Origin of the sequence: Phyllobacterium sp. CCNWLW183 (genome assembly GCF_037203775.1) — a bacterium.
Classification (GTDB): domain Bacteria; phylum Pseudomonadota; class Alphaproteobacteria; order Rhizobiales; family Rhizobiaceae; genus Phyllobacterium; species Phyllobacterium ifriqiyense.
On record NZ_JBBCBN010000002.1, the window covers coordinates 103,263 to 126,752 of the forward strand.

At 54.6% G+C, this 23,490-nt stretch carries 21 protein-coding genes and 1 pseudogene; 13 read left to right on the plus strand and 9 right to left on the minus strand.

Annotation, left to right across the window (positions count from 1 at the left end; genetic code table 11):
• Positions 1-63 precede the first annotated feature (63 nt).
• The 3 genes from V9K95_RS06240 to purH all read left to right on the plus strand — a co-directional run bounded on the left by V9K95_RS06240 (position 64) and on the right by purH (position 4,096).
• Positions 64-1,119, plus strand: a complete 1,056-nt coding sequence (locus tag V9K95_RS06240) for an aldo/keto reductase (RefSeq protein WP_336440401.1) — start codon at positions 64-66, stop codon at positions 1,117-1,119.
• Between the two features lie 40 nt (positions 1,120-1,159).
• On the plus strand, positions 1,160-2,392 hold the full coding sequence (locus tag V9K95_RS06245; protein WP_336440400.1) for an MFS transporter: 1,233 nt from the start codon (positions 1,160-1,162) through the stop codon (positions 2,390-2,392).
• 87 nt (positions 2,393-2,479) lie between these two features.
• Complete coding sequence (gene purH, locus V9K95_RS06250; RefSeq protein WP_336440399.1) at positions 2,480-4,096, plus strand: bifunctional phosphoribosylaminoimidazolecarboxamide formyltransferase/IMP cyclohydrolase; 1,617 nt, start codon at positions 2,480-2,482, stop codon at positions 4,094-4,096.
• Here the strand turns inward: purH and V9K95_RS06255 are convergent.
• The 5 genes from V9K95_RS06255 to V9K95_RS06275 all read right to left on the minus strand — a co-directional run bounded on the left by V9K95_RS06255 (position 4,086) and on the right by V9K95_RS06275 (position 12,687).
• Positions 4,086-5,447 carry an MFS transporter gene (locus V9K95_RS06255; RefSeq protein ID WP_336440398.1) on the minus strand — a complete coding sequence of 454 codons (1,362 nt, stop codon included), beginning with the start codon at positions 5,445-5,447 and terminating at the stop codon, positions 4,086-4,088. The two genes, purH and V9K95_RS06255, sit on opposite strands and share 11 nt — an antisense overlap.
• Before the next feature lie 236 nt (positions 5,448-5,683).
• Positions 5,684-10,477 (minus strand): NAD-glutamate dehydrogenase, encoded by a 4,794-nt coding sequence (locus V9K95_RS06260; protein ID WP_336440397.1) that lies wholly within the window; start codon positions 10,475-10,477, stop codon positions 5,684-5,686.
• A 106-nt stretch (positions 10,478-10,583) separates the two neighbouring features.
• A complete protein-coding gene (locus V9K95_RS06265; protein ID WP_115054364.1) occupies positions 10,584-11,216 on the minus strand; it encodes a TPM domain-containing protein in 633 nt (210 codons plus the stop codon).
• A gap of 1 nt (position 11,217) precedes the next feature.
• Entirely contained in the window at positions 11,218-12,051 is an 834-nt protein-coding gene (locus tag V9K95_RS06270; protein ID WP_336440396.1) for a TPM domain-containing protein, read from the minus strand.
• Between the two features lie 18 nt (positions 12,052-12,069).
• Positions 12,070-12,687, minus strand: coding sequence for a LemA family protein (locus V9K95_RS06275; protein ID WP_115054774.1), 618 nt, complete (start codon positions 12,685-12,687; stop codon positions 12,070-12,072).
• A 133-nt stretch (positions 12,688-12,820) separates the two neighbouring features.
• Here V9K95_RS06275 and V9K95_RS06280 point away from each other — a divergent pair, with 133 nt between their 5' ends.
• Genes V9K95_RS06280 through V9K95_RS06295 form a run of 4 tightly spaced genes read left to right on the plus strand, consistent with a single transcriptional unit; the run spans position 12,821 to position 15,274 of the window.
• Positions 12,821-13,063 carry a hypothetical protein gene (locus V9K95_RS06280; protein ID WP_115054366.1) on the plus strand — a complete coding sequence of 81 codons (243 nt, stop codon included), beginning with the start codon at positions 12,821-12,823 and terminating at the stop codon, positions 13,061-13,063.
• A gap of 50 nt (positions 13,064-13,113) precedes the next feature.
• A complete protein-coding gene (gene pdxY, locus V9K95_RS06285) occupies positions 13,114-13,995 on the plus strand; it encodes a pyridoxal kinase PdxY (protein ID WP_115054367.1) in 882 nt (293 codons plus the stop codon).
• Positions 13,996-13,999: 4 nt separating this feature from the next.
• Positions 14,000-14,536 carry a GNAT family N-acetyltransferase gene (locus V9K95_RS06290; protein WP_336440395.1) on the plus strand — a complete coding sequence of 179 codons (537 nt, stop codon included), beginning with the start codon at positions 14,000-14,002 and terminating at the stop codon, positions 14,534-14,536.
• 60 nt (positions 14,537-14,596) lie between these two features.
• On the plus strand, positions 14,597-15,274 hold the full coding sequence (locus V9K95_RS06295) for a carbonic anhydrase (RefSeq protein WP_115054775.1): 678 nt from the start codon (positions 14,597-14,599) through the stop codon (positions 15,272-15,274).
• A gap of 73 nt (positions 15,275-15,347) precedes the next feature.
• Here V9K95_RS06295 and V9K95_RS23680 read toward each other — a convergent pair.
• A pseudogene (locus V9K95_RS23680) lies at positions 15,348-15,431 on the minus strand (BA14K family protein); the annotation flags it as partial.
• A 326-nt stretch (positions 15,432-15,757) separates the two neighbouring features.
• The gene (locus tag V9K95_RS06305; protein WP_336440393.1) at positions 15,758-15,940 is read right to left on the minus strand and encodes a hypothetical protein; all 183 of its coding nucleotides are present in this window, start codon (positions 15,938-15,940) and stop codon (positions 15,758-15,760) included.
• A 36-nt stretch (positions 15,941-15,976) separates the two neighbouring features.
• On the opposite strand from V9K95_RS06305, the gene V9K95_RS06310 reads away from it, so the two are divergent.
• The 3 genes from V9K95_RS06310 to V9K95_RS06320 all read left to right on the plus strand — a co-directional run bounded on the left by V9K95_RS06310 (position 15,977) and on the right by V9K95_RS06320 (position 18,366).
• Positions 15,977-16,264 (plus strand): hypothetical protein, encoded by a 288-nt coding sequence (locus V9K95_RS06310; protein WP_336440392.1) that lies wholly within the window; start codon positions 15,977-15,979, stop codon positions 16,262-16,264.
• A 155-nt stretch (positions 16,265-16,419) separates the two neighbouring features.
• Positions 16,420-17,172, plus strand: a complete 753-nt coding sequence (locus V9K95_RS06315; protein ID WP_336440391.1) for a GGDEF domain-containing protein — start codon at positions 16,420-16,422, stop codon at positions 17,170-17,172.
• 90 nt (positions 17,173-17,262) lie between these two features.
• Positions 17,263-18,366, plus strand: a complete 1,104-nt coding sequence (locus tag V9K95_RS06320; protein WP_115054373.1) for an oxidoreductase — start codon at positions 17,263-17,265, stop codon at positions 18,364-18,366.
• 12 nt (positions 18,367-18,378) lie between these two features.
• Here the strand turns inward: V9K95_RS06320 and V9K95_RS06325 are convergent, their stop codons facing one another.
• Together V9K95_RS06325 and V9K95_RS06330 are read right to left on the minus strand one after the other, a co-directional pair.
• A complete protein-coding gene (locus V9K95_RS06325) occupies positions 18,379-19,860 on the minus strand; it encodes a sensor domain-containing diguanylate cyclase (RefSeq protein ID WP_307281180.1) in 1,482 nt (493 codons plus the stop codon).
• A gap of 85 nt (positions 19,861-19,945) precedes the next feature.
• A complete protein-coding gene (locus V9K95_RS06330; RefSeq protein ID WP_115054375.1) occupies positions 19,946-20,767 on the minus strand; it encodes a lytic murein transglycosylase in 822 nt (273 codons plus the stop codon).
• Positions 20,768-21,101: 334 nt separating this feature from the next.
• Between V9K95_RS06330 and V9K95_RS06335 the strand changes: the two genes are divergently transcribed.
• The 3 genes from V9K95_RS06335 (at position 21,102) to ffh (ending at position 23,490) form a co-directional block, all read left to right on the plus strand.
• The gene (locus V9K95_RS06335; RefSeq protein ID WP_336440390.1) at positions 21,102-21,284 is read left to right on the plus strand and encodes a BrnT family toxin; all 183 of its coding nucleotides are present in this window, start codon (positions 21,102-21,104) and stop codon (positions 21,282-21,284) included.
• 72 nt (positions 21,285-21,356) lie between these two features.
• On the plus strand, positions 21,357-21,665 hold the full coding sequence (locus tag V9K95_RS06340; protein ID WP_336440389.1) for a BrnA antitoxin family protein: 309 nt from the start codon (positions 21,357-21,359) through the stop codon (positions 21,663-21,665).
• Positions 21,666-21,912: 247 nt separating this feature from the next.
• A complete protein-coding gene (gene ffh, locus V9K95_RS06345) occupies positions 21,913-23,490 on the plus strand; it encodes a signal recognition particle protein (protein WP_336440388.1) in 1,578 nt (525 codons plus the stop codon).

Consider the following 23,490-nt stretch of genomic DNA (forward strand, 5'->3'; position numbering starts at 1 on the left):
TTAACGCCATCGCCGCATTTTCCGGCACAATCCCATTCTCAGATATATTATCAGGAGCCGATCATGGAGTATCGTCAGCTTGGCCGTTCCGGTCTTAAAGTATCCTCGCTCAGCCTCGGAACCATGACTTTTGGCGGCAAAGGCAATTTTGCCAAAACCGGCGACACGGATATTGAGGGTGCAAGGCGACAGGTCGATATGGCCCTTGATGCAGGCATCAATCTGTTCGATACCGCTGATATCTATTCGAACGGCGCATCCGAGGAAATCCTTGGCCAAGCTTTAAAGGGCAAGCGCGATAGGGTTCTTGTTGCGACCAAGGCGCGTTTCCGCATGGGCGAGGAAATCAACGATGCGGGCCTGTCGCGCTATCATCTTATCCGTGCTGCCGAAGTGAGCCTGAAGCGTCTCGGCACAGATCACATTGATCTTTACCAACTCCACCAGTGGGACGGTCAAACGCCGCTCGACGAGACCCTCGAAGCACTGGACACACTCGTTCGTTCGGGCAAGGTTCGTTATGTTGGTGTCTCAAACTTCTCGGCGTGGCATCTGATGAAGGCGATGGGCGTTGCCGCACTGGAAAAATTCATCGCGCCGGTTAGTCAGCAAATTCACTACAGTCTCGAATCGCGAGACGCAGAATATGAACTGATCCCAGCCACACTCGATCAGCAGCTTGGTGTACTCGTTTGGAGCCCGCTCGCCGGAGGATTGCTTTCGGGCAAGTATCGCCGCGGCACTCCTACGCCGGAAGGTACGCGTCAGCTTGCCAATTGGGGGGAACCACCTATCCGCGACGAGGAACGCCTTTATGATATTATTGAAGTGCTGATTGGCATTGCTGAAGCCCATAAGGTTTCGGCGGCGCAGGTAGCACTCGCATGGCTTCTTGGTCGCAAGGGGGTGACATCTCTCATTATCGGCGCAAGAACGGACGCGCAGCTCGCAGATAATCTTAAAGCTGCCGACCTGGTGTTGACTGCCGATGAGCGCGCAAACCTCGACAGAGTAAGCCAGCCACCATTGATCTATCCTTATTGGCATCAGGCACGCACTGCATCTGATCGCCTTTCTGCGGCAGATCTATCCCTCATCGAACCTTACCTCAGCAAGTAAAAAGGTCCGGCGGAGGGAGGCCACCGGCAGAGAGAACATAATGGCCTATTCAAACAAGCCCGCCGATCAATCTGATAAATCGGAAGTGGCAGCGGCAGAGCCCAACGGCTTGTCGCCTGCCCTGACCTTCCTGTTTGCCTTCGCCTGCGGGGCGATGGTTGGAAACATCTACTATGCTCAAGCACTGATCGGACTGATCAGCGACGATCTCAATCTGCACGGAGGGATGGCGGGCTTCATCGTTACGGTAACCCAGCTCGGTTATGGCGCGGGGCTTCTGCTGCTCGTCTCGCTCGCGGATCTGTTCGAAAACCGGCGCCTTGTGCTGCTTACTCTCGGTGGCACGGCGCTGGGTCTTGCAGGCGCTGCAGTGTCCGGCTCTGCAACCACCTTTCTTATTTCATCCTTCGCCATCGGCTTTTTCGCCTGTGGCGCGCAGGTGCTTGTGCCCTTTGCCTCCCATCTTGTTCCTGCTGCCTCGCGCGGCAGGACTATAGGCAACGTGATGGCGGGCCTTTTGACCGGCATCATGTTGGCGCGGCCACTGGCCAATCTGGTAGCGTCGGAATTTGGCTGGCGCGCCATCTTCTGGATATCGGCAGCCGCAATGCTGGCAGTACTTGTGCTCCTGCGTATTGCCCTGCCGCAACGCCAGCCGCAGGGTGGAATGCGCTATGGTGCGATCATCAAATCCATGTGGCATCTTTTGATCACGACACCAGCCTTGCAGCGGCGCGCCTTTTACCAAGGGATCATTTTCGCCAGCTTCAACTTGTTCTGGACTGGCATTCCGCTGCTTCTGAGCGAACAGTTCGGGTATAGTCAGCGCCAGATTGCTTTGTTTGCATTGGCAGGCGCAGCCGGTGCTCTTGCCGCGCCCATTGCTGGCAGGCTGGCAGATCGTGGCTATACCCGCCAAGGTACAGCTATCGCGATGGTAACGCTGACCCTGTGGTTTTTGATTGCCGGCTGGGCAGGCACTGCCATCTCAATTGCCGCATTGGTACTTTGCGCGATTTTCATCGACAGTGCAGTTCAGACCAACCAGATTCTTAGCCAGCGCATTATCTTTTCATTGAATGACGCGGCACGCGGACGGCTCAATGCGGTCTACATGACCATCGTCTTTCTGCTTGGCTCGAGCGGATCAGCGATTGCCGCCGCCAGCTATTTTTATGGCGGCTGGTGGGCAACCTGCATGACCGGTGCAATCATGGGGCTTATCGTTCTCGGGGCCTTCGCTACAGAAAAAGCCTCCAAATCACCCGTGTGAACTTGTGCAAAAAGGTAGGATTCCGGCTCGGCCTGTGCTAACGGCCAAGCCAATCCATTGACCCCTACGAAATTTAAGGACGAATCCATGGCCGTCGCCGCGAAATCTTTTCCCGCTCCCAATCTCCATCCGGTCAAGCGGGCGCTTATTTCCGTTTCCGACAAGACAGGCCTGACTGCGCTTGCTCATGCGCTGCATCGTCATGGCGTCGAGATCCTCTCGACTGGCGGCACATCCAAGGCGATTGCCGCCGAAGGCATTCCGGTACGTGATGTTTCCGACATTACTGATTTTCCCGAAATCATGGATGGCCGCGTCAAGACATTGCATCCCAAGGTGCATGGCGGCCTGCTTGCGGTGCGCGATGATCCCGAGCATGTCGAGGCGATGAAGGCCCACGGCATTGGCGAAATCGATCTCGTGATTATCAATCTTTACCCATTCGAAGAAGTCCGCCACTCCGGTGCCGACTATGCCAATATCGTGGAAAATATCGACATTGGCGGCCCTGCGATGATCCGCGCCGCCGCCAAGAACCATGCCTATGTCGGCGTTGTTACCGAAACCGGCGATTATGACATGGTCATTGCAATGCTGGACAAGCATGACGGTTCGCTGCCCTATTCTTTCCGCCAGAGCCTTGCTGCCAAGGCCTATGCGCGCACAGCCACCTATGATGCAGCCATTTCCGGCTGGTTTGCCGAAGCGCTGATGACGGAAACACCATCACGCCGCGCGATCGGCGGGCATCTTCATTCGGTCATGCGTTACGGCGAAAACCCACATCAATCGGCTGGTTTTTATCTCACCGGCGAAAAGCGCCCGGGCGTTGCCACGGCCACCCAGCTACAGGGCAAGCAGCTCTCCTATAATAATATCAATGATACCGACGCGGCCTTTGAACTGGTTGCCGAGTTTGATCCCGCACGTACATCCGCCGTTGCCATCATCAAACATGCAAATCCATGCGGCGTGGCTGAAGGCGCGACCTTGAAGGAGGCCTATCTGAAGGCCCTCGCCTGCGATCCGGTTTCCGCATTTGGCGGCATTGTCGCGCTCAACAAGACGCTGGATGCGGATGCCGCTGAAGAGATCGTCAAGACATTCACCGAGGTCATTATCGCCCCTGATGCGACGCCCGAAGCGCAGGGCATTGTTGCGGCCAAGAAAAACCTGCGGCTGCTTGTGACAGGCGGCCTGCCTGATCCGCGCGCTGGCGGTATCAGTGCAAAGACGGTCGCAGGCGGCCTTCTGGTTCAGTCCCGCGACAGTGGCGTTGTTGACGATTTGGATTTAAAAGTCGTCACCAAGCGCGCGCCGACCGAGGCTGAAATGTCCGATCTCAAGCTCGCCTTCCGTATCGCCAAACATGTAAAGTCCAACGCAATTGTTTATGTCAAGGATGGTGCAGCGGTCGGTATCGGTGCCGGTCAGATGAGCCGCGTTGATAGCGCTCGAATTGCAGCCCGCAAGGCTGAAGATGCTGCTGAAGCCGCCGACCAGACAACCCCTTTGACCAAAGGTTCCGTCGTCGCCTCTGACGCTTTCTTCCCCTTTGCCGATGGTTTGCTTTCCGCTGTCGCGGCTGGTGCAACGGCTGTCATCCAGCCAGGCGGTTCAATGCGCGATGATGAGGTGATCGCCGCTGCAGATGAACATGGCATCGCCATGGTCTTTACCGGCATGCGCCATTTCAGGCACTGATCTTTGCGGCTGGATATGGCGTTCTTGCAAGGATCGCCAGACCGATGAGCAAAAAGATCATGATCATCGCCATGCCAAGACGTGGCGATCCACTGAGCACCGTTACGGTCGCTACCATGAAGGGCGCTAGAAAGCTTGTCGCCCTTCCTGACAATGCATAAAGGCCGAAATACCGCCCCGCTTCGTCAGCGGAAATACTACGCGCCATATAGGAGCGCGATGAAGCCTGCACCGGCCCGAATGCGATGCCTATCAGCAGTCCGAAACCGATATAGGCTTTTTCCGCTGGCGTACCGAACAGGCCACCAGTGTCAACACCAGGCAATTGCAGCAAGCCAAAAAGCGTATAGCCGGGTCCGGTCGAAACAATCCCAAGCGTCGCGATGGTAAGCGAGATCAGCGATGCGATGACCACGGTTTTTGACCCGAACACTGTGTCAAACTTGCTGGCGACAAGGCAGCCGAAAATAGCCACGACATTCAGGATAATCCCGAAAATCCCGATCTCCGCTGTTACCCAGCCAAACATCGTTGCAGCGAAGGCCCCGCCAAGAGCAATCAGCGCATTAACGCCGTCCTGATAGATCATGCGCCCGACGAGAAAGCGCACGATACCCGGCCTCTGCCTTGCTTCCTTCAAGGTGGATTTCAGTTCGCTCAGGCCAGCGCGCACGGCCCTGCCCGCTGGCAAGCCCTTCAGGGAATCCGGCGTAAAGAAAAACATGGGCAGGATAAAAATCAGATACCAGAGCGCCGCCAAGGGGCCGGTGGCCCGATCCCCTTCGGAAAGACTTGGATCAAGCCCGAAAATAGGGCTCGCCCCGAGAAGGGTCTTTCCCGTTTCCGGGGAGGCAGCCATGAAAGCCACGACAAAGATCAGCACAATCATCCCGCCAAGATAGCCAAGACCCCAGGCAATATTGGAAATACGGCCAATGTCTTTTTGCGTCACCAGGCGCGGCATCATGGAATCGTTGAACACGATGGAAAATTCGGCGGCAATGGAGGCCAGAGAAAAGAAAAACAGCGGTGCTATCAGTCCCGAACCCGGCTCTGCAAACCATAGCATGCATAGTGACAGGATTTTAACGGCAGCGAAAAAGCCGATCCAGGGTTTGCGCCGTCCGGTCTGATCCGCAATTGAACCGAGGACCGGCGATAATATGGCGATGAACAGGCCGGAAATAGCGATGCCATAACCCCATGCTGCCTGCCCCATTGCAGGATCGACAGCCATGCGCGAAACGAAATAAGGCCCGAAGATAAAGGTCGTTACAACTGTGAAAAAAGGCTGCGCCGCCCAGTCGAAAAACATCCAACCCCAGATACCGCGTTTTGGTGCTTGTTCCATGCAGACTCCGGTGATCGGAAGATCAACTTCGCAAATCTATGGCACTGGTTATCTCTCCCCTTGAGAGAGAGAAAGGATTTTCCTGGATTTAGCCTCTTTACTAAATCCTGGAAAATCCAAGTGAGGGGATAGTTCGATGGACACAATCCCCTCTCTTGTAATTTCTAGCACTTAGCAAGAGCTAAGATGCGGAAATCACATTCTCTCCCACAAAGGGGGAGATAGCCACCTCCAAATCACGACAAATCAGACAGCAGCCCCGCTGCGACAGCCAGACGTGACACGGTAAGATCACCGGTTTCGACGATATTTGCCATGCGCTGACGCACTTCATCCAAACGTGAACCCCGGCTTGCCAGCCATTCCTTGGCTGGGTCGGCCTTCTTGCCATGCTGGGTCAGCGCTGACACCGCAATGCCCCGCCGCGCCTGACTGATCAGATCGGTGGCCCGGGCAAGCGCCAGACCATCATAGTAATCAGCAACAGATACGCCGCGTGCAGCATCCTCGATGCGGCCAATACGGAACGCTTCCGAAATATCGAAATAGGCTTTGGCCGCGGCGGCAATATCGACATTGGCCGCCTGCGCCACCGCTGCGATATCCGGGATGATCGGTGCAATTTCCAGACGCGCCATCTGTTCCGCAAGCGCCTGCGGCGCACCAAGCGCAACATTATTGGCCGTATCTTCGCGAATGAGTGCCATCATTGTTACTGGCAGAAGCTTGTCGAGCCGCGGCAGCAGCGCATTGCGACCAGCCTTGATCTCAGCAATAGCGCCTCCAAGGTCGGCACTCTTGCGATTGCGCAAAACCCAGGCTGTCGTCCAGTTCAACATCTGCGCAACCTTGGCGTAAAGCCCGTTCTGCACATCGCCCGGCATGAGATTATCCAGGCGATCAATCGCGTCGAACAGACCGTCCACTTCAAAACCATCGCGAACGATAACATAGGCACGAACGATTTCCGGCCCCGATTGGCCGGTCAGGTCCGAAAGCCGGCTGACAAAGGTCGGTCCGCCCCGATTGATCACATCATTGGCGAGCTGCGTTGCAATGATTTCACGGCGCAGGCGATGCGTACGTATTTCGTCGGCAAAGCCTTCCTTCATCTGGATGGGGAAATACTCCATCAGCTCGCGCTCAAAATAGGGATCATCCGGCAGATCGCTGGCCAGAAGCTGGTCCGAAAGCACGATCTTGGCATAAGCCAACAGCACGCCAAGCTCGGCGCGGGTTAGCGGAATGCCTTCGATCTGGCGTTCCTGCAATGCCTTGTCTTCCGGCAAGGTTTCCACCTTGCGGTTGAGCAGCTTTTGCGCTTCCAGATCGGTGATAAAACGGGCCTGATAGGCAAGATCCACAATACCGCGCCGCTGTGCCAGCGAAAGCGCGAGTGTTTGCAGGTAATTATTACGCAGAACCAGAGAACCGACCTCATTGGTCATGGATTCCAGCACCTTATCGCGTTTCTCACGCTTCAGCTTGCCGCTGCGCATGGCCTGCGCTAATGCAATCTTGATATTGACCTCAACGTCCGACGTATTGACGCCGGCAGAATTATCGATGGCGTCTGAATTGCAGCGGCCGCCCAACAGGCCAAATTCGATACGTGCTTTCTGGGTAACGCCGAGATTGGCACCTTCGCCGATAACCTTGGCCCGAACATCGCTGCCGGTAATGCGGATGGCATCATTGGAACGATCGCCAGCTTCCGCATCGGTTTCGAGCGAGGAGCGGACATAGGTGCCGATACCGCCAAACCAGAGCAAATCAACCGGCGCTTTAAGGATAGCCGTCATGATTTCAAATGGTGTCGCTGTGGTCTTGCCAAGTCCAATGGCTTTCGCCGCTTCCTTGGAAAGTGTAATGGACTTTTGCGAACGCGAAAATACACCGCCGCCAGCGGAAATCTTCGACTTGTCGAAATCCTGCCAGCTGGAACGCGGCAGATCAAACAGGCGCTGCCGCTCCTTCAGCGTTGCTTTTACATTCGGTTCCGGATCGATGAAGATATCGCGGTGATCGAAGGCGGCAATCAGCTTTGTCTGTGGCGACAGCAGCATGCCATTGCCAAACACATCGCCCGACATATCGCCGACACCAACAACCGTGAATGGCGTGGTCTGGATATCAGTGCCGATTTCACGGAAATGGCGCTTGACCGCTTCCCAGGCACCGCGCGCGGTAATACCCATTTTCTTATGATCGTAGCCGACAGAGCCGCCAGAGGCGAAAGCATCGTCCAGCCAGAAATCATGGGCTTGACTGATTGCATTTGCCGTATCGGAGAAAGTTGCCGTGCCCTTATCGGCAGCAACGACGAAATAGGGATCATCGCCATCAAGCCGGATGACATTTTCCGGCGGTACGACAGTTTCGCCCTGCAGATTATCGGTCACGGAAAGCAATGTCGAAATGAAGGTAATATAGGCCGCGCGCCCTGCTTCGAAGATCGCATTGCGGTCGCTTCCTGTCGGCAGACGCTTCGGATAAAAACCGCCCTTGGCACCAACCGGCACGATGACGGCATTCTTGACCTGCTGCGCCTTGACCAGTCCGAGAACCTCGGTGCGATAATCCTGAGCGCGATCCGACCAGCGCAGACCGCCACGAGCAACCGGGCCAAAGCGCAGGTGCACACCCTCGACCTCGCGGCCGTAAACGAAAATCTCGCGATAAGGCCGCGGCGCAGGCAATTCATCCAGAGCCCGTGGATCAAGCTTGAAGGCCAGGGTGACGCGTTCGCTGCCATTTTCTTCCGGCGCAAAGGCATTGGTGCGCAATGTCGATTCAATCAGGTTGAGGAATCGCCGCAAAATGCGATCATCGTCAAGGCTCGGCACACCCTGCAAGCCTTCTTCGATAGCAGCACGAAGCTTTTGCTGCGCCGATTGGGATTTTGTTGCTCCGGCCTTGTTTTTCGCAGGATTGAAGCGTTGGTCGAACAAACCAAAAATCTGCTTGGCAATAGCCGGATAACGGTTCAGCGTTGCTGCAATGAAATCTTGGGAATAGGGAATGCCGGCCTGCTGCAAATAGCGGCCATAGGCACGCAGGATGATGATCTGGCGCGATGAAAGCTGTCCCGTGAGTGCCAGCGCGTTATAGCCGTCATTGTCCGAGGCACCATCCCAGATACTGCGGAAAACCTCCTCAAACAGATCCCCATCATCAGCAAGATCGATTGGGATTTCAGATGTGCTGGTCAGTTCCATATCATGGACAAAGAGCGGGCTGCCATCGGCTGCGGGCAGAGCGAAAGTCTGCTCGCTGATGACGCGAAAGCCCATATTCTCAAGAAGAGGCACGCGCTGCGAAAGCGCAACCGCCGAACCATAATGATAGATCTTCAAGGAAGCGGCGCCCGGACCATCGGTGCGATGGCGATAAAAATCCACGAACAGCGGATTGTTGCGTGTCAGCCCGGCAATACGCCCGGCATCGACAAGCGCTTCTTCCGGTGAAAAGTTTTCACGGTAGCTGTCAGGGAAGGCCGCAGCCAGAGTGGTAAATTCCGCCGCGCCAGTGCGGTCGCCAACCTCGGCAACAGCATCCTCCCAGGTGCGGACGATAGCGCGGACATTTTCTTCCAGCACCTCGCGTTTGACCTTGGGGAAGTCATTTTCCGCATGACCTATGATAAAGTGGACGCGGGCCAGATTGCCTTCCGGAAAAGCCGGATAATAAGCCGACACATGCCCATCATAGACCGCGGCAAAATAGGACCCCATCTTTTCGCGAACAACAGAATCGTAGCGTTCACGGGGGACATAGACAATGATCGAGGCGAATCGGCCAAACGGATCAATGCGTGGCAGAACACGCACGCGCGGCCGCTCTCCCAGAGCAAGAATGATCTCGGCATTTCGGGTCAGTGTCTTGACGTCGATCTGGAAAAGATCGTCGCGTGGATAGCCCTCAAGAACCTTTATCAGCTGCTTGCCGGAATGATCTTCCCGGTTGAAACCAAGGCGGCTGATAACGCTTTCGGTCTTCGAGCGCAGATAGGGGATTTTCAGCACGGAGCGCGTATAGGCGCCTGATGTAAACAGGCCGACAAAACGCAACTCGCCGCTAACCTTGCCTTCCGCATCATAGGTTTTGACGCCGATATAATCCATATAACCACGGCGATGCACCAGCGACTTCGTATTCGCCTTGGTGACAATCAGCGGCTCAGGGCCGGTGAGAAAGGCAATGATCTGCGGCGTGGTGGTTACGCCCTGATTGCCACGCTTGAGCACGCGAACATCCGGATCGCGCAAAATGCCAAGGCCAGGCTTGCCCGAACGTTCCAGCTCGCCCTGGCTGCCATCGCCCTGATAATCATATTCGCGGACACCCAGAAAGGTGAAATTATTGTCGCGTAACCATTCGAGAAATTCGACCGCCTCATCGCAGGCGGCTTTCTTCATCGGTGTTTTGCCGGTCTTGTAAGCCTCGATTGCATCGTCAAGACGAGCCGCCATCGCGCCGCGATCATTGACCGCTTCCCGGACCTGCTTGAGCACAAGATCAAGCGCAGCCAGCATGATCTCACGCGCTGGAGCGTCCAGCGCAGGCACATGGATCTGCATCACTGAGACGCGAGCTTCGTCCTTGCCGGGCTTATCGGGACCAGCGGCACCGATAACGGCACCGCTCTTCTTGTCCACATCCATCACTGGATGCAGCACCAGATAGACAGAGCTGACCCTCTCGCTGATCTCGCCAAGGACAGAGTCGAGCAGGAAGGGCATATTGTCATTGATCAGTGTGATGACGGTGATCGGGCGGCCATCACGGGAAACAGCACTTCCATCGGAAATATCTATGAGGGGTTTGCCCGACTTGAAACGCCTCAGCGCATCTTCTGCCAGCTTTGCAGAAGCTGTCAGAGCACCCGCATCATAGACCGCCAGATCCTCTTCCGGAGCGCGCACAAACAGCAGTTCCTCGAAGAGCCGGACCTTGTTTTTGGCGTTTGCAGACTTTGCAGTTTTCGACGTCGGTGCGGATTTCTTCGCGGAATTTTCGCTGGAAACCATAAAATACCCCCCTGAATTCTCAAAACTGGCTAATCATAGCTATTAAATAAGGCTTTTCGACCTCAAATTGCATGCAAACGTGAAAATAGCGTGACACGCAAGAATATTACAATTCGACGAGATGATCATCGAGTTCATTGACATCTTCATGACCAATCGGGAAATGTTCCTCCAGCAGCAAACCGGCTCTCTCAATCGCCTGAAGAAATCCTGATGCAACTTCGCCTTTTTTTGCGTGATCCGTAAGCAGGCTGACAATCCCGTTCCACTCTTCCTGTCCAACCTTGGCATTGATTCCGGCATCGGCAATCACTTCCGCATAGCGCTCGGCCTGTGAAACAAACAGCAATATGCCGGTTCGCTCCGTTGTCAGGTGAACATTGCGCGCAAGAAACTGCTGAACGGCATTTTGATGCGCGCGGCGATATCGGACCTGCCGCGGCACGAGCAGCATCGTTATGCCGGGCACAAGCCAAAGCACCAGCACTGCGGTCAGGAATGCGGCAAGAATGGCAAGGCCAAATGTCGGTAGCGGTATGATGAACCAGTACCAATGTGCGGCAAGCGCGACGATCACGGCGGCGAGTAAAATACCGCATGCGGCAGTAAAACCGGCAACGAAGAAGTAGCTGTCGCTCCGCCGTGCAACCACGGCATAGATCTCGCCGCTCGTGCGACTTTCAGCAGACCGGATCGCCTCGGCAATACGTTTGTGATCAATGTCTGTGATTAAGGCCAATCTACCAGCTCCCCGATGCGCCGCCGCCGCCGGAAGAACCGCCGCCGCCCGAAAATCCACCACCACCGCCACCGCCGCCGGACGACCAGCCACCACCGGAAGACCAACCCCCGCTGCCGCCACCGCCATTGCGCCTTGATGGCCTTGTATCGATATTCATTCCGAGCCAGCGATATTGGCCGGGTCCGATCTTTTGTCCGAAAACCGGGGCCAATACCGCCATGCCGAAACCGCCGAAGAAAATGATGACCCATACCGTGATGAAGATCACCATGAACCAGTCAATATCGGTATTGGGCTCTTTGATATTGCGCTTGGCGCGAGCCTCAAGCTCGGCTGAATCGCCGGAAAGAACCTGGACTATATCATTGACACCGCGCGCTATTCCCCCGGAATAATCACCGGACCGAAAACCGGGAATAATGCTGTTCTCAATTATGAGCTTTGACAACAGGTCGGTCAGCGTGCCTTCAAGACCATAGCCGACCTCTATCCTGACCTTGCGGTCATTCGGGGCAACGACGAGCAAGACGCCGTTATTTTCCTGCTTCTGTCCGAGTGCCCAATGGCGATAAAGCCGGTTGGAGTAGGATTCAATATCTTGACCATCGAGATCAGGCACTGTCACGACGACGACCTGATCTGAGGATTTCGTTTCAAACGCTTCCAGCTGACGTGTTATCGCTTCGCGAGTGTCAGGCTCGATGACATTTGCACCATCAACAACACGGCCGGTCAGCGCTGGCAGCTCCGCTGCAAAGGCATGAACGGAAAAGACAGCCAGCAGAACAAGAGCCAGCCAAAGGCGGCTGGCACCGGCAGCTATCGGACGCATTGCTCTCACATCAAATGCCTAGAATTTTACCTGAGGCGTCTGCTTCGCCGAATCTTCGATGTTGAAAGTCTGATAAGGCTCATTGCCGGTAAACCATATCCACGCCCAGATCATTGTCGGCATGGTTTTCAGCGCCGTATTATAGACTCGCACCGCTTCGATATAATCGCGCCGCGCAACGGCAATACGGTTTTCCGTACCCTCAAGCTGCGATTGCAGGGCCAGGAAGTTCTGGTTGGATTTCAGGTCAGGATAGTTCTCGACCACCGCCAGTAGGCGCGACAGCGCGCCGGTCAGCTGAGCCTGATTCTCCTGGAATACTTTCATCGCATTGGGATCGGTCAATGTCTCCGGCGACACCTGGACCGAAGTCGCTTTGGCACGCGCCTCCACCACGGAGGTCAGCACGTCCTTTTCCTGAGCGGCATAACCTTTGACGGTTTCCACGAGATTGGGGATCAGATCGGCTCGGCGTTGATATTGGTTCAGGACATCGCTCCATGCTGCCTTGGCGCGTTCTTCATTGGTCGGGATCGTGTTGAATCCGCAGGCCGATAGCAGCGGGACAAGCAAGGCCAGTGCCAAGACGGAAAGAACCCGTCCCATTTTGCGACGGGGTGCCAGCGATGAGCTCATATACAGCATAGTCCACTCTCCAATTTCTACTCGTCCCCAAGCGGCCATGACCGCATATGTGCGAGCCTAGCCATTTTTTATTCCAAAAGGAACTGGCAAAGCGCTATGCTGAGTGTGAAGCAACGGGGCCACCATGACAGGCAGCAAAAAAGACAATCAGCAGGGCAAGGAAGCGCAGCGTATCCTGCAACGTGTAGGAGATGAAACCGTTTCAAGCGGCCTTTCATTTACTGATCGCACCAAAGGCCATTTTTCGGCCAAGGACGCCGATGCTTCCGACCCTATCGAGGTTCTCGGCACACGCATTGGCAGGGCTTTGGGATTGCTTGTCGTCATTGCCATGTTTATCTGGTTTTTGATCTCGTTCTTCGGCTAGTAAAATGGACCGCCTAGGCCGCCTTTTCCCAACTCGCGCATGAGTACCCAATGAATAATCCCGCTATATCTTCCAATGCCGTCATCGTCATTTCCAGTCATGTGGTGCGCGGCTCGGTAGGCAATCGCGCTGCTGTTTTTGCGCTGGAGACACTGGGGCATCCCGTTTGGGCCGTCCCGACCGTCATCCTGCCATGGCATCCGGGACATGGCCCGGCCAAGCGGATTGTGCCGCCTGCCGAACAGTTCGACGATCTAATTGCGGATCTTGAACGCGCGCCTTGGCTCGGCGAAATAACCGGCATCATGAGTGGTTATCTTGGCAATGCTGCGCAGGCCTCTTCCGTGGCCCGTCTTGTCAAAACCATCAAGGAAAAAAACAAGAAAGTACTTTATCTTTGTGATCCCGTGATCGGTGATGAAAAAGGCCTCTATGTTCCCGAGGCGACAGCAATCGCTATTAGAGACGAACTTATGCCGCTGGCCGATATCTCGACGCCCAATCGGTTTGAGCTTGCGTGGCTGGCCGGAGCGGATCTGCCTGATAACAAGGCTGTCATGCAGGCAGCGCTTCACGCGGGTCCCGCCACAATGCTTGTCACGTCAGCCCATCCCATGCTGGCAGGCGGAACAGGTAATCTTCTGATCAATCACACGCTCGCGCTTCTTGCCGAGCATCGCCTCGTCACCGGGCCGACCAATGGCCTGGGTGATCTGACTTCTGCCTTGTTCCTTGCCCGCATGCTTTCAGGAATCGAATTGGAACAGGTGCTGCAACGAACCACCGCCTCTGTTTTTGAGATCATGGCGCGATCTGCCAAGCGCGGCGCGGACGAACTCATGCTCGAAGCCGATGCCTCGAGCCTCTCTACACCAATGGCAATGGTGCAAATGCGCCGTCTGACTCACCCTACCAAGGGCATCAGGGCCTGAAGTCATGACAATCGTGCTGAAGAACCTCACAGCAGCACATGCTGATGATGTGGAGGCAATTGACGGGTCATTTCATATTAAGTCCCGCCTATTGCTTTCATCAAGCCAAAACATCGTTGATTTTACGGTTGTTCCTGCAGAGCCACGCGTAAAACGCTACGAGCATGACAACCCTGACGATCTCGCCAGCTATATTGGAGCCGAAACCAAGCTTGCCATCATTGCCTATAACAATCAGCGGCCAGCGGGCCTGCTTCTCGTCAGCGAGAATTGGAACGGCTATGCGATTATTGACAGTATCAAGGTGGATATAAGCCACCGCAAGGCTGGTATCGGGCGAATGCTGCTTGACGCGGCAATGGAATGGGCAAGGTCACGCAACCTTTCCGGAATTATGCTCGAAACCCAGGATAACAATGTTGATGCCTGCCTTTTCTACCAGCGTTACGGCTTTATCCTGCGTGGTTTCGACACAGGCATTTACTCCGCTATTCCTGCTACCCACGATGAAACAGCATTATTCTGGTATCTGTTGTTCTAGCACCCAGCCGCTGGTGCCAACCCAATTGAATTTTTGAGCAATCAGGATTAGAGCATGCCCATGACCCTGCTTCCCGAGAGACTCCTCACCGGTTATCGCAACTTCATGGCTCATCGCTTCTCCAATGAGACGATGCGCTACAAGCAATTGGCAGAACAAGGCCAGACGCCCGAAACCCTGGTCATCGCCTGTTGCGATTCGAGATCAGCCCCGGAAATCATCTTTGACACGGCACCGGGCGAAATCTTTGTTGTTCGCAATGTGGCAAATCTCGTGCCGCCCTATTCGCCCGACGGCGAATATCACTCCACCTCGGCGGCACTCGAATTTGCGGTGCAGAGCCTGAAGGTCAAGCATATTGTCGTCATGGGCCATGGCCGTTGCGGGGGTATCAAAGCTGCGCTCAATCCGGATAGCCAGCCATTGTCGCCGGGCGATTTTATCGGCAAATGGATGAGCCTTGTGGCTCCTGCTGCAGAAGCTGTTGCTGCCAATGAGCTGATGACGCCTTTCGAACGCCAGACCGCACTGGAACGCATCTCTATCCGCTACTCCCTGAAAAACCTTCGCAGTTTTCCCTGCGTTGATATTCTGGAGAAAAAGGGCCGGCTCACGCTCCATGGTGCCTGGTTCGATATTTCCACCGGTGAACTGTGGATCATGAATCCTGAAACAGGCGATTTTCTAAGACCGGACCCGGAAGAGAATGGTGTCGCCGAGATTTCAGAACAGAGTTAAAAAAGCGGCCTTCGAGGCCGCTCTTTAGTAACAATCTTTAGTTTTTATCCAGCTATCAATAGGCGCGGATAATGAAGGCCGCGCGCGGATACCACCAGCCATCATGACCGCGGCGATAGCCATGGCGCTTTTCGCGGTAACCACGGTGACCATTCCAGCGGCGCTCGCGCCTGTTGTCATAATGTGAGCGACGCTCGTAGCGATCATATCGATCACGGCGATCATGGCGTCTCTCGGCGCGGTGCTTGCGCTTTTCGCGATACTGCGCCTTTTCGACGAGAGAGGTGACCTGAACCTGTGATGGCGCAACAGGCGCTGCGTAAGATGACACCACCGAAGTAAAACCGATAATGACGGCTACAACACCGGCACCAATCGCTGAGATTATTCTTTTCATGAATGCTCCTTGAATTCCACAACCTATGAGTGCGCCTTCACTCATGAACGGAGTGTGAACGATCGGTTATTATTCAAGGATGCGGCTTAGCGTTTCTTTTTACGCTTGGAGGTTTCGGCCTTGGTTTCGAAAAGATCCGTGCCGTTTTCACTCTTGTTTGCTTCAATAGCCGTGATTTCAGCGTTTTCCGCTGGCTTTGCCTTTGGCGTCGCCTTGCTTTCCGGCGGAGTTTTCGTGTCGCTTGTCTTTTGTGCGAATTTTATCGCCATTTGCCTGATCTCCTTGCCGGTATGTGAGGACATAACGTGACACCCGTCGCATGCCTATCACGCAACAGCCGGATGATCGCGTTAATTCGCAATCTTTCAGCGTCTTTGTTGAGGAATACCGTTGCCAGGCCGGGTATTCTATTGGGTAATTATGCTGCATCTGCTCAGAAATGCACCTTCAATGATTATAATTTCACCGCAATGCATAGCAGCTATGCATTTATAGCGATTGTTGCGCTGCAAAAAGAGGCTTATGTAGCAATCAGTCATCGCGGTACTCCTCCCATTTTGCCGCGATGGCTGTTCCCCTCTGGAGGTTTTTAACCTTCACAATTCAGGCCGGGCTTTTTAGTCCGGCTCTTTTTTTGCCCGTAATTCAAGATCGCATACAAAATTTATACAATAATCATTCACCTTGTTTCGGAAAGGTTTCTTCATGGCTAAAGCCTATGCTTGCCCATGAATGCTGAAAGGTGGAAATGCGTTTTTATAACCTCTGGTCGACACGATTTGCAGGTCTGTCGCCGGTAATGCAAGTTTTGATCATGGTAGTGATTGGCACTGTGCTGGCAGATGCCATGGCTGCGGCGTTCTTTTTGCTTGGCGGTTACAACCGGCTCGATAAGACAATTTATCTTACAACCCTCATTGTCCTCACTGTCGGCGGGCCTCTTTGCGCGTTTCTCGTCAGTTGGAATCACCGGTTGAAACAAATGACCGGTGAGTTGGATACAGCCTTTCGCAAGGACGGGATGACAGGGCTCTTCACCCGGCATGAGTTTTACCTGCGCGTGGACCATTTCATTCAGTCCGGTAATCCCGTTTTGAGTGCAGGCGCTATTCTCTACGTCGATGTCGATCACTTTAAACAAGTCAATGACCGATACGGACATGCGCTGGGAGACGACATCCTTTTGGATATCGGCATATTAATTCGTGGAATGATGGGGCGCCGCGACGTTGGCGCACGCTTTGGCGGCGAGGAGTTTGCCGTTTTTCTCGCCGATGCGGATTATGGCCAGGCGGCCTGGGTTGCCAACAGGATACTTGCCGGCTGCCGGGCTGTTACGCGGCGCGCAGGCGAGCGGGATGTATCGGTCACCGTCAGTATTGGCGTCGCATTTCACACGTCCGGCCAAACTCTCGAGCAGCTTGTTGATAGTGCTGACCAATGTCTTTTTCAGGCAAAGGAACAGGGGCGCGACCGTATTGTCTATGGCCCTTCCAGTTGAGAGCCGCCTTGAGTGACTTGAATTAACCGCAGACTCCCATCATCTTGCAGGGCAGCTATCTCCTTCCGAAAAATCTCCCGAGGTACGATCATGAGCCATTTGTTCCAGCCATTGCGTTTGGGTACGCTAGACCTTTCAAACCGCATTATCATTGCTCCCATGTGCCAATATTCATCCGAAGGCGGCAACGCAGCGGATTGGCATATGATGCATCTGGGCAATCTCGCTTTGTCAGGCGCGGGCTTGTTGATCACCGAAGCAACCGCCGTGACCCCGGAAGGGCGCATATCCTACAAGGACCTTGGACTTTATAACGACAACAACGAAGCGGCTCTCGCCCGTGTATTGCTGGCGATAAGGGAACATTCGCCCATGCCAGTCGCGATACAACTGGCCCATGCGGGACGCAAGGCATCGGTTGATCTGCCCTGGAAGGGCGGCAAACAAATAGCACCCGATCATGCGGATGGCTGGAAAACCGAAGCACCATCAGCAATTCCTTATCTGGATGAATATGATGCACCCGTCGCATTGGACAAGGCTGGGCTTGCGCGCATTCGTGATGCCTTCGCAACTGCTGCCGAGCGTTCCGCCCGGCTGGGAATAGATGGCATTGAGGTGCACGGCGCCCATGGCTATCTACTGCACGAATTCCTTTCACCGCTTTCTAACAAGCGTGAGGATGAGTATGGCGGCAGCCTGGAAAATCGCATGCGCTTTCCGCTTGAAGTATTTGAAGCGGTTCGTTCGGCCTTCCCTGCCGATAGGCCCGTATGGATCCGTGTTTCAGCAACCGATTGGGTTGAAGGAGGATGGGATGCCGATATGACCGTAACTTTTGCCAAGGCGCTGGAGAAACTTGGTTGTGCGGCAATCCATGTGTCGAGCGGTGGTCTCTCACCCTTGCAGCAAATGATGCTGAGTCCCGGCTATCAGGTCAATCTTGCTCGAAAGATCAAGGCGGAAACCGGGATGACAACTATTGCTGTGGGTCTGATCAACGAGGCGGAACATGCCGAGGCGATTGTCGCCAATGGAGATGCGGATGCGATCGGACTTGCCCGCGCAATTCTCTATAACCCGCGCTGGCCATGGCACGCAGCAGCCAAACTCGGTGCCCAGACATTTGCACCACCGCAATATCTGCGCTGCCAGCCCCGTGCTTACCCGAAACTGTTCGCCCACACAGATTAAAGCCTTTCTTGTTCAAATAGAATCGTTCCGTGGGGATCGGCTTGGAAGGCTGTCCCCGGCTTTCGTATAGTGCTGGTGCTTGTCCTCATACATCAGCAGATCAGCCCTTTTGGCAACGGCTTCCAGCTTTTCTCCCATTGCGCTCGTCGCCCATCCAATTGAGACCTTCAACACAATGTTCGAATAATACTGGTTGTTAATCTCGATCAGGCTGCGTATTTCATCGACCATGCTAGCTACACCGAGCTCATCGATTGATGGCAGGAGCACCGCAAATTCGTCACCGCCTATGCGTGCCGCATAGGAAGGAGACTTTACTGCTTCGCCGAGCACCTCGCCCATGCGCCGCAACAGGCCATCGCCAACCCCATGGCCCCACTGATCATTAACGGCTTTCAGACCGTTGAGGTCCAGGATGATGATGGAAACCGGGAAAAATTCGCGTCGCTCAAGCCGGTTCAACTCGTCGACATAGAATGCACGATTGTGCAACTTCGTCAGCACGTCATGCTTGCCCAGATATTCCAGATAGGCTTCCGCTTTCTTGCGCGCGGTAATATCCGTCAGTGAAATCTGAACCAGCGACCAATCCTGTTCATGTCCCGGCAGGACTGAAAATTGCAGAAGAACATGGCGCTCCGTACCATCGAGCGCGTAGTTCACTGTCTCGCGAGTGTGAAACAGATTGCCGTTCCATAATTCTATGAGTTGCTCGCGAAAATGGGTGTTCATGACGTCGCGAAAAACGTCCGGCAGACGGCGCAGCAATGTCATTTTGTCCGGAGCCAGAAAAAGCTTCAGCGTTTCGCGATTAACATCAATGACGCGGATTTCACTGGCACACTGCCCGACAAACTCCGGATGAACGTCTGTAAATATCCGAAAATCCGTTATGCCCCGGTCGCGCACTTCATCCAGCAGCTTCTTTATGCGGCTGAAATCCTCGACCCATAATGAAACGGGAGAATGTTCGAACAGCCCTTCTGCATATTGCTTGCTGGCAACCTGCTGACGGCGCGCATCTTCCCGGTCCGTAACATCCTCGATGGAAAGCAGAACACGTTCCCAGGTCTGTTCGTAGCCAGGCAGTATCGCACCTCGCAACTGAATATCCAGCCGCCCTCCCGACAAAGTATAGTTGACCGTATTACTGGAAAACTCTGTCTCTCCATTCCACAGCGCTGCCAGTTCCTGAACATGGGACTGAAGCATGTCATCGCGAAAGATGGAGCCAAGATTGGCTGTCAGGCTTTCGAAACTTTCTGCCTGAAAAAGCGAAAGCGTCTTCCTGTTGACCTTGAGAACACGGATCCGACGCGAACATTCGCGAATACGCGCAACATCTTCCAGCAGGTAGGCTTTGACGTCCGTAATACCGGCCTTGCGCCACGTTTCGAAAAGAGTCCGGACATCGCTGAAATCTTCCAGCCACAATGAAATAGGCGCGAGATCGAATGTATCGCTCTCGGTACTTTGATCAATATGGTCGTTCATTGCAGTTTGGACTCTTGGGCTTTGAGGAGCGTTCTGCTTGGGTAGACCCGGCGCTTTGCACCGGGTCTACAGGGTCCGACGATGGTTATTGGCCGTCGATCTGTGCACCCATGATGGCGATTGCCTGCTGATAGACGCTCGCGGCATTCCATCCTTGAATAGCCGAATAATTAGGCTGTCCGGGCTGATATCCAGCACCCTTTTGCCATCCATGACCGCGCAGGAAGTTTGCCGTGGAAGCCAGTGCATCGGCCTTGGAACGCACCATGTCGATGCGGCCATTGCCGTCACCATCGGCTCCATACTTCAACACGTTGAGCGGCAGGAACTGGGTCTGGCCGATTTCGCCATGCATTGCGCCCTTTGCATCGGGAGAAAGGGTACCATTGTCGACGAGTTGCAGCGCTGCATTCAGATGCGGGCGGAAATAGTCAGGACGGCGGCAGTCATAGGCAAGTGTAGCGACTGCGGAAAGCGTATTCTGACTGCCAAGATAAGCGCCGAAGCCTGTTTCCATGCCCCATATGGCCAAAAGAGGACCTGCAGGCACGCCATAGCGCTGTTCAATTCGATCAAACAATGCCGCGTTCTGGGCTTTCTGCTTCTTGCCACGGGAGACAATTGTCTGCGCGCCACGGACCTGCATGAATTTGTCGAGCGAATATTTGAAGCTCTTCATATTCCGGTCGGCATTGATCGTCTTGCTGGCATAAGTAACATTGTCCAGCGCCCGGATGCCACGGCTGCCAATACCCTGCGCCTGTGCTTCCTGCTTGTACTGCTGAATCCATTCGGGGAAACCAGACGAATTGTTGCCACATTGAGCGGCCGCATGCGCTGTACCGGCCAAGCCGAGAAGAGCGGTCGCTACGCCCGCAAAAAATCTGCTTTTGGCAACAAATGCCATGGATATCTCCTTAAAAGTTGAATCGTCTCATGCCTATCTGCCACTTTTCACGTGTCCTGTCATCTGGGTGAATTGCACCATAGCCCCGGAAATGACGCTTGTTTCGGCGGTTTTCAGGCAGTTTTGGCTAAAAGCACACACTTTTGGTCCAAGCACAGACTGTTTCTTGGGCCGCACAAAGTACAATCCTTGGTTGTGCTTGCGGGTGTTTCATCTCTGAACCTTGGACTAATTGATAAGAGCCTGACTGCTTTTCAGTGTGATAATCTATTCTGATAACCGCGAACTCAGCATATTTTTGTATATACAATAATTATTGACCAAAGCGATTTTTATGAGTAGGCTGGAATGGGACGAAGAAAAGAACCGAAGCAACCAGCGAAAGCATGGTGTGGTCTTCGCCAAAGCTTACGACTTTGAGTTTAGCACGTGCCTGGAGCATGTAGATGACAGGGAGTTTTATGGTGAAAAGCGCATTGTCGCGCTGGGATTTATTGGCGGTACACTTTTTACCTGACCTACACGGAGCGTGGGGAGAAAATTAGGGTTATTTCGCTTCGAAAATCAACAAAAACGGAAATGGTGAAATATGCACAAAACTATGACTGAGGAAGAGCGCAAGGTTCACCGTGCCCGTATACAACGCGCTATAGATAGCATTACGCCTGAAGAAGATGCCGCTCTGACAAAGGCTGCTCTTGATGATCCTGATACCGTATTGATCACGTCTTTGACCAAACGCCGCCCCGGCCGTCCCATTGCCGCTGCGCCCAAGATGCCGGTTTCCATCCGCCTCAGCCCCGACGTGCTCGACTATTACCGCTCAACCGGTCCCGGCTGGCAAAGCCGTATTGATGAAACCTTGCGCAAAGCAGCCGGGTTGAAAAAGAACGCCTGAGCGCCAGTTGGAGCCAAACATCTTGACTCCGCTTCCTATTTCCTGTTTAAGCCGCGCATCAATCCGCGACGAGCAATAAACTCCGAGCAGCCAACCGGGACCCCGCAAGGGTTCAAACGATCCCGGAGGTCAACACCCGACAGCGCGTTGCGCCCTCGGGTGTCATTTTGCTTGTGGCTCTTTGCCATGGCGCGGTTGGTACTTATCTTTCGGGGAACGGTCTTCGAAGGGATAAAGGAAAGTTTGAATGTTCGAGAGCTTACAGGAACGCTTAGGTTCTATTTTGAACGGCCTTACAGGCCGTGGCGCGCTATCGGATGCCGATGTTTCGGCAGCCCTGCGCGAAGTGCGCCGTGCGCTGCTCGAAGCTGACGTTGCGCTCGATGTCGTCCGCTCTTTTACTGACAAGGTTCGTGCCAAGGCTGTCGGCGCAGATATTCTGAAAAGCATCAAGCCCGGCCAGATGGTCGTCAAGATCGTCCATGACGAACTGGTGGACATGCTGGGCGCCGAAGGCGTCACCATTGATCTGAACGCCCCGGCTCCGGTTGTCATCATGATGGTCGGCCTGCAAGGCTCGGGTAAGACCACTACCACCGGCAAGATCGGTAAGCGCCTTACAGAACGTTCCAAGAAGAAAGTTCTGCTTGCTTCGCTCGATACGCGTCGTCCTGCCGCCCAGGAACAGCTGCGTCAGCTTGGTGTTCAGACTGGCGTCGATACGTTGCCGATCATCGCTGGTCAGACACCCGTAGAGATCGCCGCGCGCGCCGTACAGGCTGCCAAGCTCGGCGGCCATGATGTCGTCATTCTCGATACTGCTGGCCGAACCCATATTGACGAGCCGCTTATGCTCGAAATGGCCGACATCAAAAAGAAGGCCAATCCGCACGAAATCCTGCTGGTGGCCGATGCGCTGACCGGTCAGGATGCTGTTAATCTTGCCCGCTCCTTCGATGAGCGCGTTGGTATTACCGGTCTTGTTCTTACCCGTATGGATGGCGATGGACGCGGCGGTGCTGCTCTCTCCATGCGTGCTGTCACCGGCAAGCCCATCAAGCTGATCGCCACCGGCGAAAAGATGGATGCGCTGGAGGAGTTTTATCCCCGCCGTATCGCTGATCGTATTCTCGGCATGGGCGACATTGTTTCGCTGGTCGAAAAAGCTGCTGAAAACATCGATGCGGAAAAAGCCGCGGCGATGGCCAAGAAGATGCAGTCCGGCAAATTCGATCTGAATGATCTGGCGGACCAGATTGGCCAGATGCAGAAGATGGGCGGCATGGGTGGCATCATGGGAATGATGCCCGGCATGGGTAAGATGAAGGATCAGATGGCCGCTGCCGGTCTTGACGACTCCATCTTCAAACGCCAGCTCGCAATCATTTCCTCCATGACCAAGGCCGAACGCAGCAATCCCGACATGCTCAAGCATTCGCGCAAGCAGCGTATTGCCAAAGGTTCCGGCACCAATGCCGCCGATATCAATAAGCTTCTGAAAATGCATCGCCAGATGGCGGACATGATGAAGTCGATGGGCAAGGGCAAAGGCGGCATGATGAAACAGATGATGGGCGGCCTCGGCGCCAAGATGGGCCTTGGCGGCCTCGGCGGCATGGGAGGAATGCCCGATCTGTCGAAAATGGATCCCAAGCAGCTTGAGGCTTTGCAGAAACAGGCTGAAGCAGCAGGTTTCGGTAAGGGCGGTGGCCTGCCGGGCGGACTTGGTGGACTTCCAGGTGGCCTTGGCGGTCCAGGCGGATTACCCCGGCTTCCAGGACTTGGTGGCGGCGGTCTGCCCGGCTTTCCAAAGAAGAAAGGCTGA

Bases quoted from the DNA above. Each gene is read 5' to 3' on its own strand.
- V9K95_RS06260 (WP_336440397.1), bottom strand. From the start codon at position 10,477: ATGGTTTCCAGCGAAAATTCCGCGAAGAAATCCGCACCGACGTCGAAA.
- V9K95_RS06305 (WP_336440393.1), bottom strand. From the start codon at position 15,940: ATGGCGATAAAATTCGCACAAAAGACAAGCGACACGAAAACTCCGCCG.
- V9K95_RS06270 (WP_336440396.1), bottom strand. From the start codon at position 12,051: ATGCGTCCGATAGCTGCCGGTGCCAGCCGCCTTTGGCTGGCTCTTGTT.
- V9K95_RS06340 (WP_336440389.1), top strand. From the start codon at position 21,357: ATGCACAAAACTATGACTGAGGAAGAGCGCAAGGTTCACCGTGCCCGT.
- pdxY (WP_115054367.1), top strand. From the start codon at position 13,114: ATGAATAATCCCGCTATATCTTCCAATGCCGTCATCGTCATTTCCAGT.
- purH (WP_336440399.1), top strand. From the start codon at position 2,480: ATGGCCGTCGCCGCGAAATCTTTTCCCGCTCCCAATCTCCATCCGGTC.
- V9K95_RS06295 (WP_115054775.1), top strand. From the start codon at position 14,597: ATGACCCTGCTTCCCGAGAGACTCCTCACCGGTTATCGCAACTTCATG.
- V9K95_RS06275 (WP_115054774.1), bottom strand. From the start codon at position 12,687: ATGAGCTCATCGCTGGCACCCCGTCGCAAAATGGGACGGGTTCTTTCC.
- V9K95_RS06330 (WP_115054375.1), bottom strand. From the start codon at position 20,767: ATGGCATTTGTTGCCAAAAGCAGATTTTTTGCGGGCGTAGCGACCGCT.
- V9K95_RS06240 (WP_336440401.1), top strand. From the start codon at position 64: ATGGAGTATCGTCAGCTTGGCCGTTCCGGTCTTAAAGTATCCTCGCTC.
- V9K95_RS06245 (WP_336440400.1), top strand. From the start codon at position 1,160: ATGGCCTATTCAAACAAGCCCGCCGATCAATCTGATAAATCGGAAGTG.
- V9K95_RS06315 (WP_336440391.1), top strand. From the start codon at position 16,420: ATGCGTTTTTATAACCTCTGGTCGACACGATTTGCAGGTCTGTCGCCG.
- V9K95_RS06335 (WP_336440390.1), top strand. From the start codon at position 21,102: ATGAGTAGGCTGGAATGGGACGAAGAAAAGAACCGAAGCAACCAGCGA.
- V9K95_RS06255 (WP_336440398.1), bottom strand. From the start codon at position 5,447: ATGGAACAAGCACCAAAACGCGGTATCTGGGGTTGGATGTTTTTCGAC.
- ffh (WP_336440388.1), top strand. From the start codon at position 21,913: ATGTTCGAGAGCTTACAGGAACGCTTAGGTTCTATTTTGAACGGCCTT.
- V9K95_RS06290 (WP_336440395.1), top strand. From the start codon at position 14,000: ATGACAATCGTGCTGAAGAACCTCACAGCAGCACATGCTGATGATGTG.
- V9K95_RS06325 (WP_307281180.1), bottom strand. From the start codon at position 19,860: ATGAACGACCATATTGATCAAAGTACCGAGAGCGATACATTCGATCTC.
- V9K95_RS06280 (WP_115054366.1), top strand. From the start codon at position 12,821: ATGACAGGCAGCAAAAAAGACAATCAGCAGGGCAAGGAAGCGCAGCGT.
- V9K95_RS06320 (WP_115054373.1), top strand. From the start codon at position 17,263: ATGAGCCATTTGTTCCAGCCATTGCGTTTGGGTACGCTAGACCTTTCA.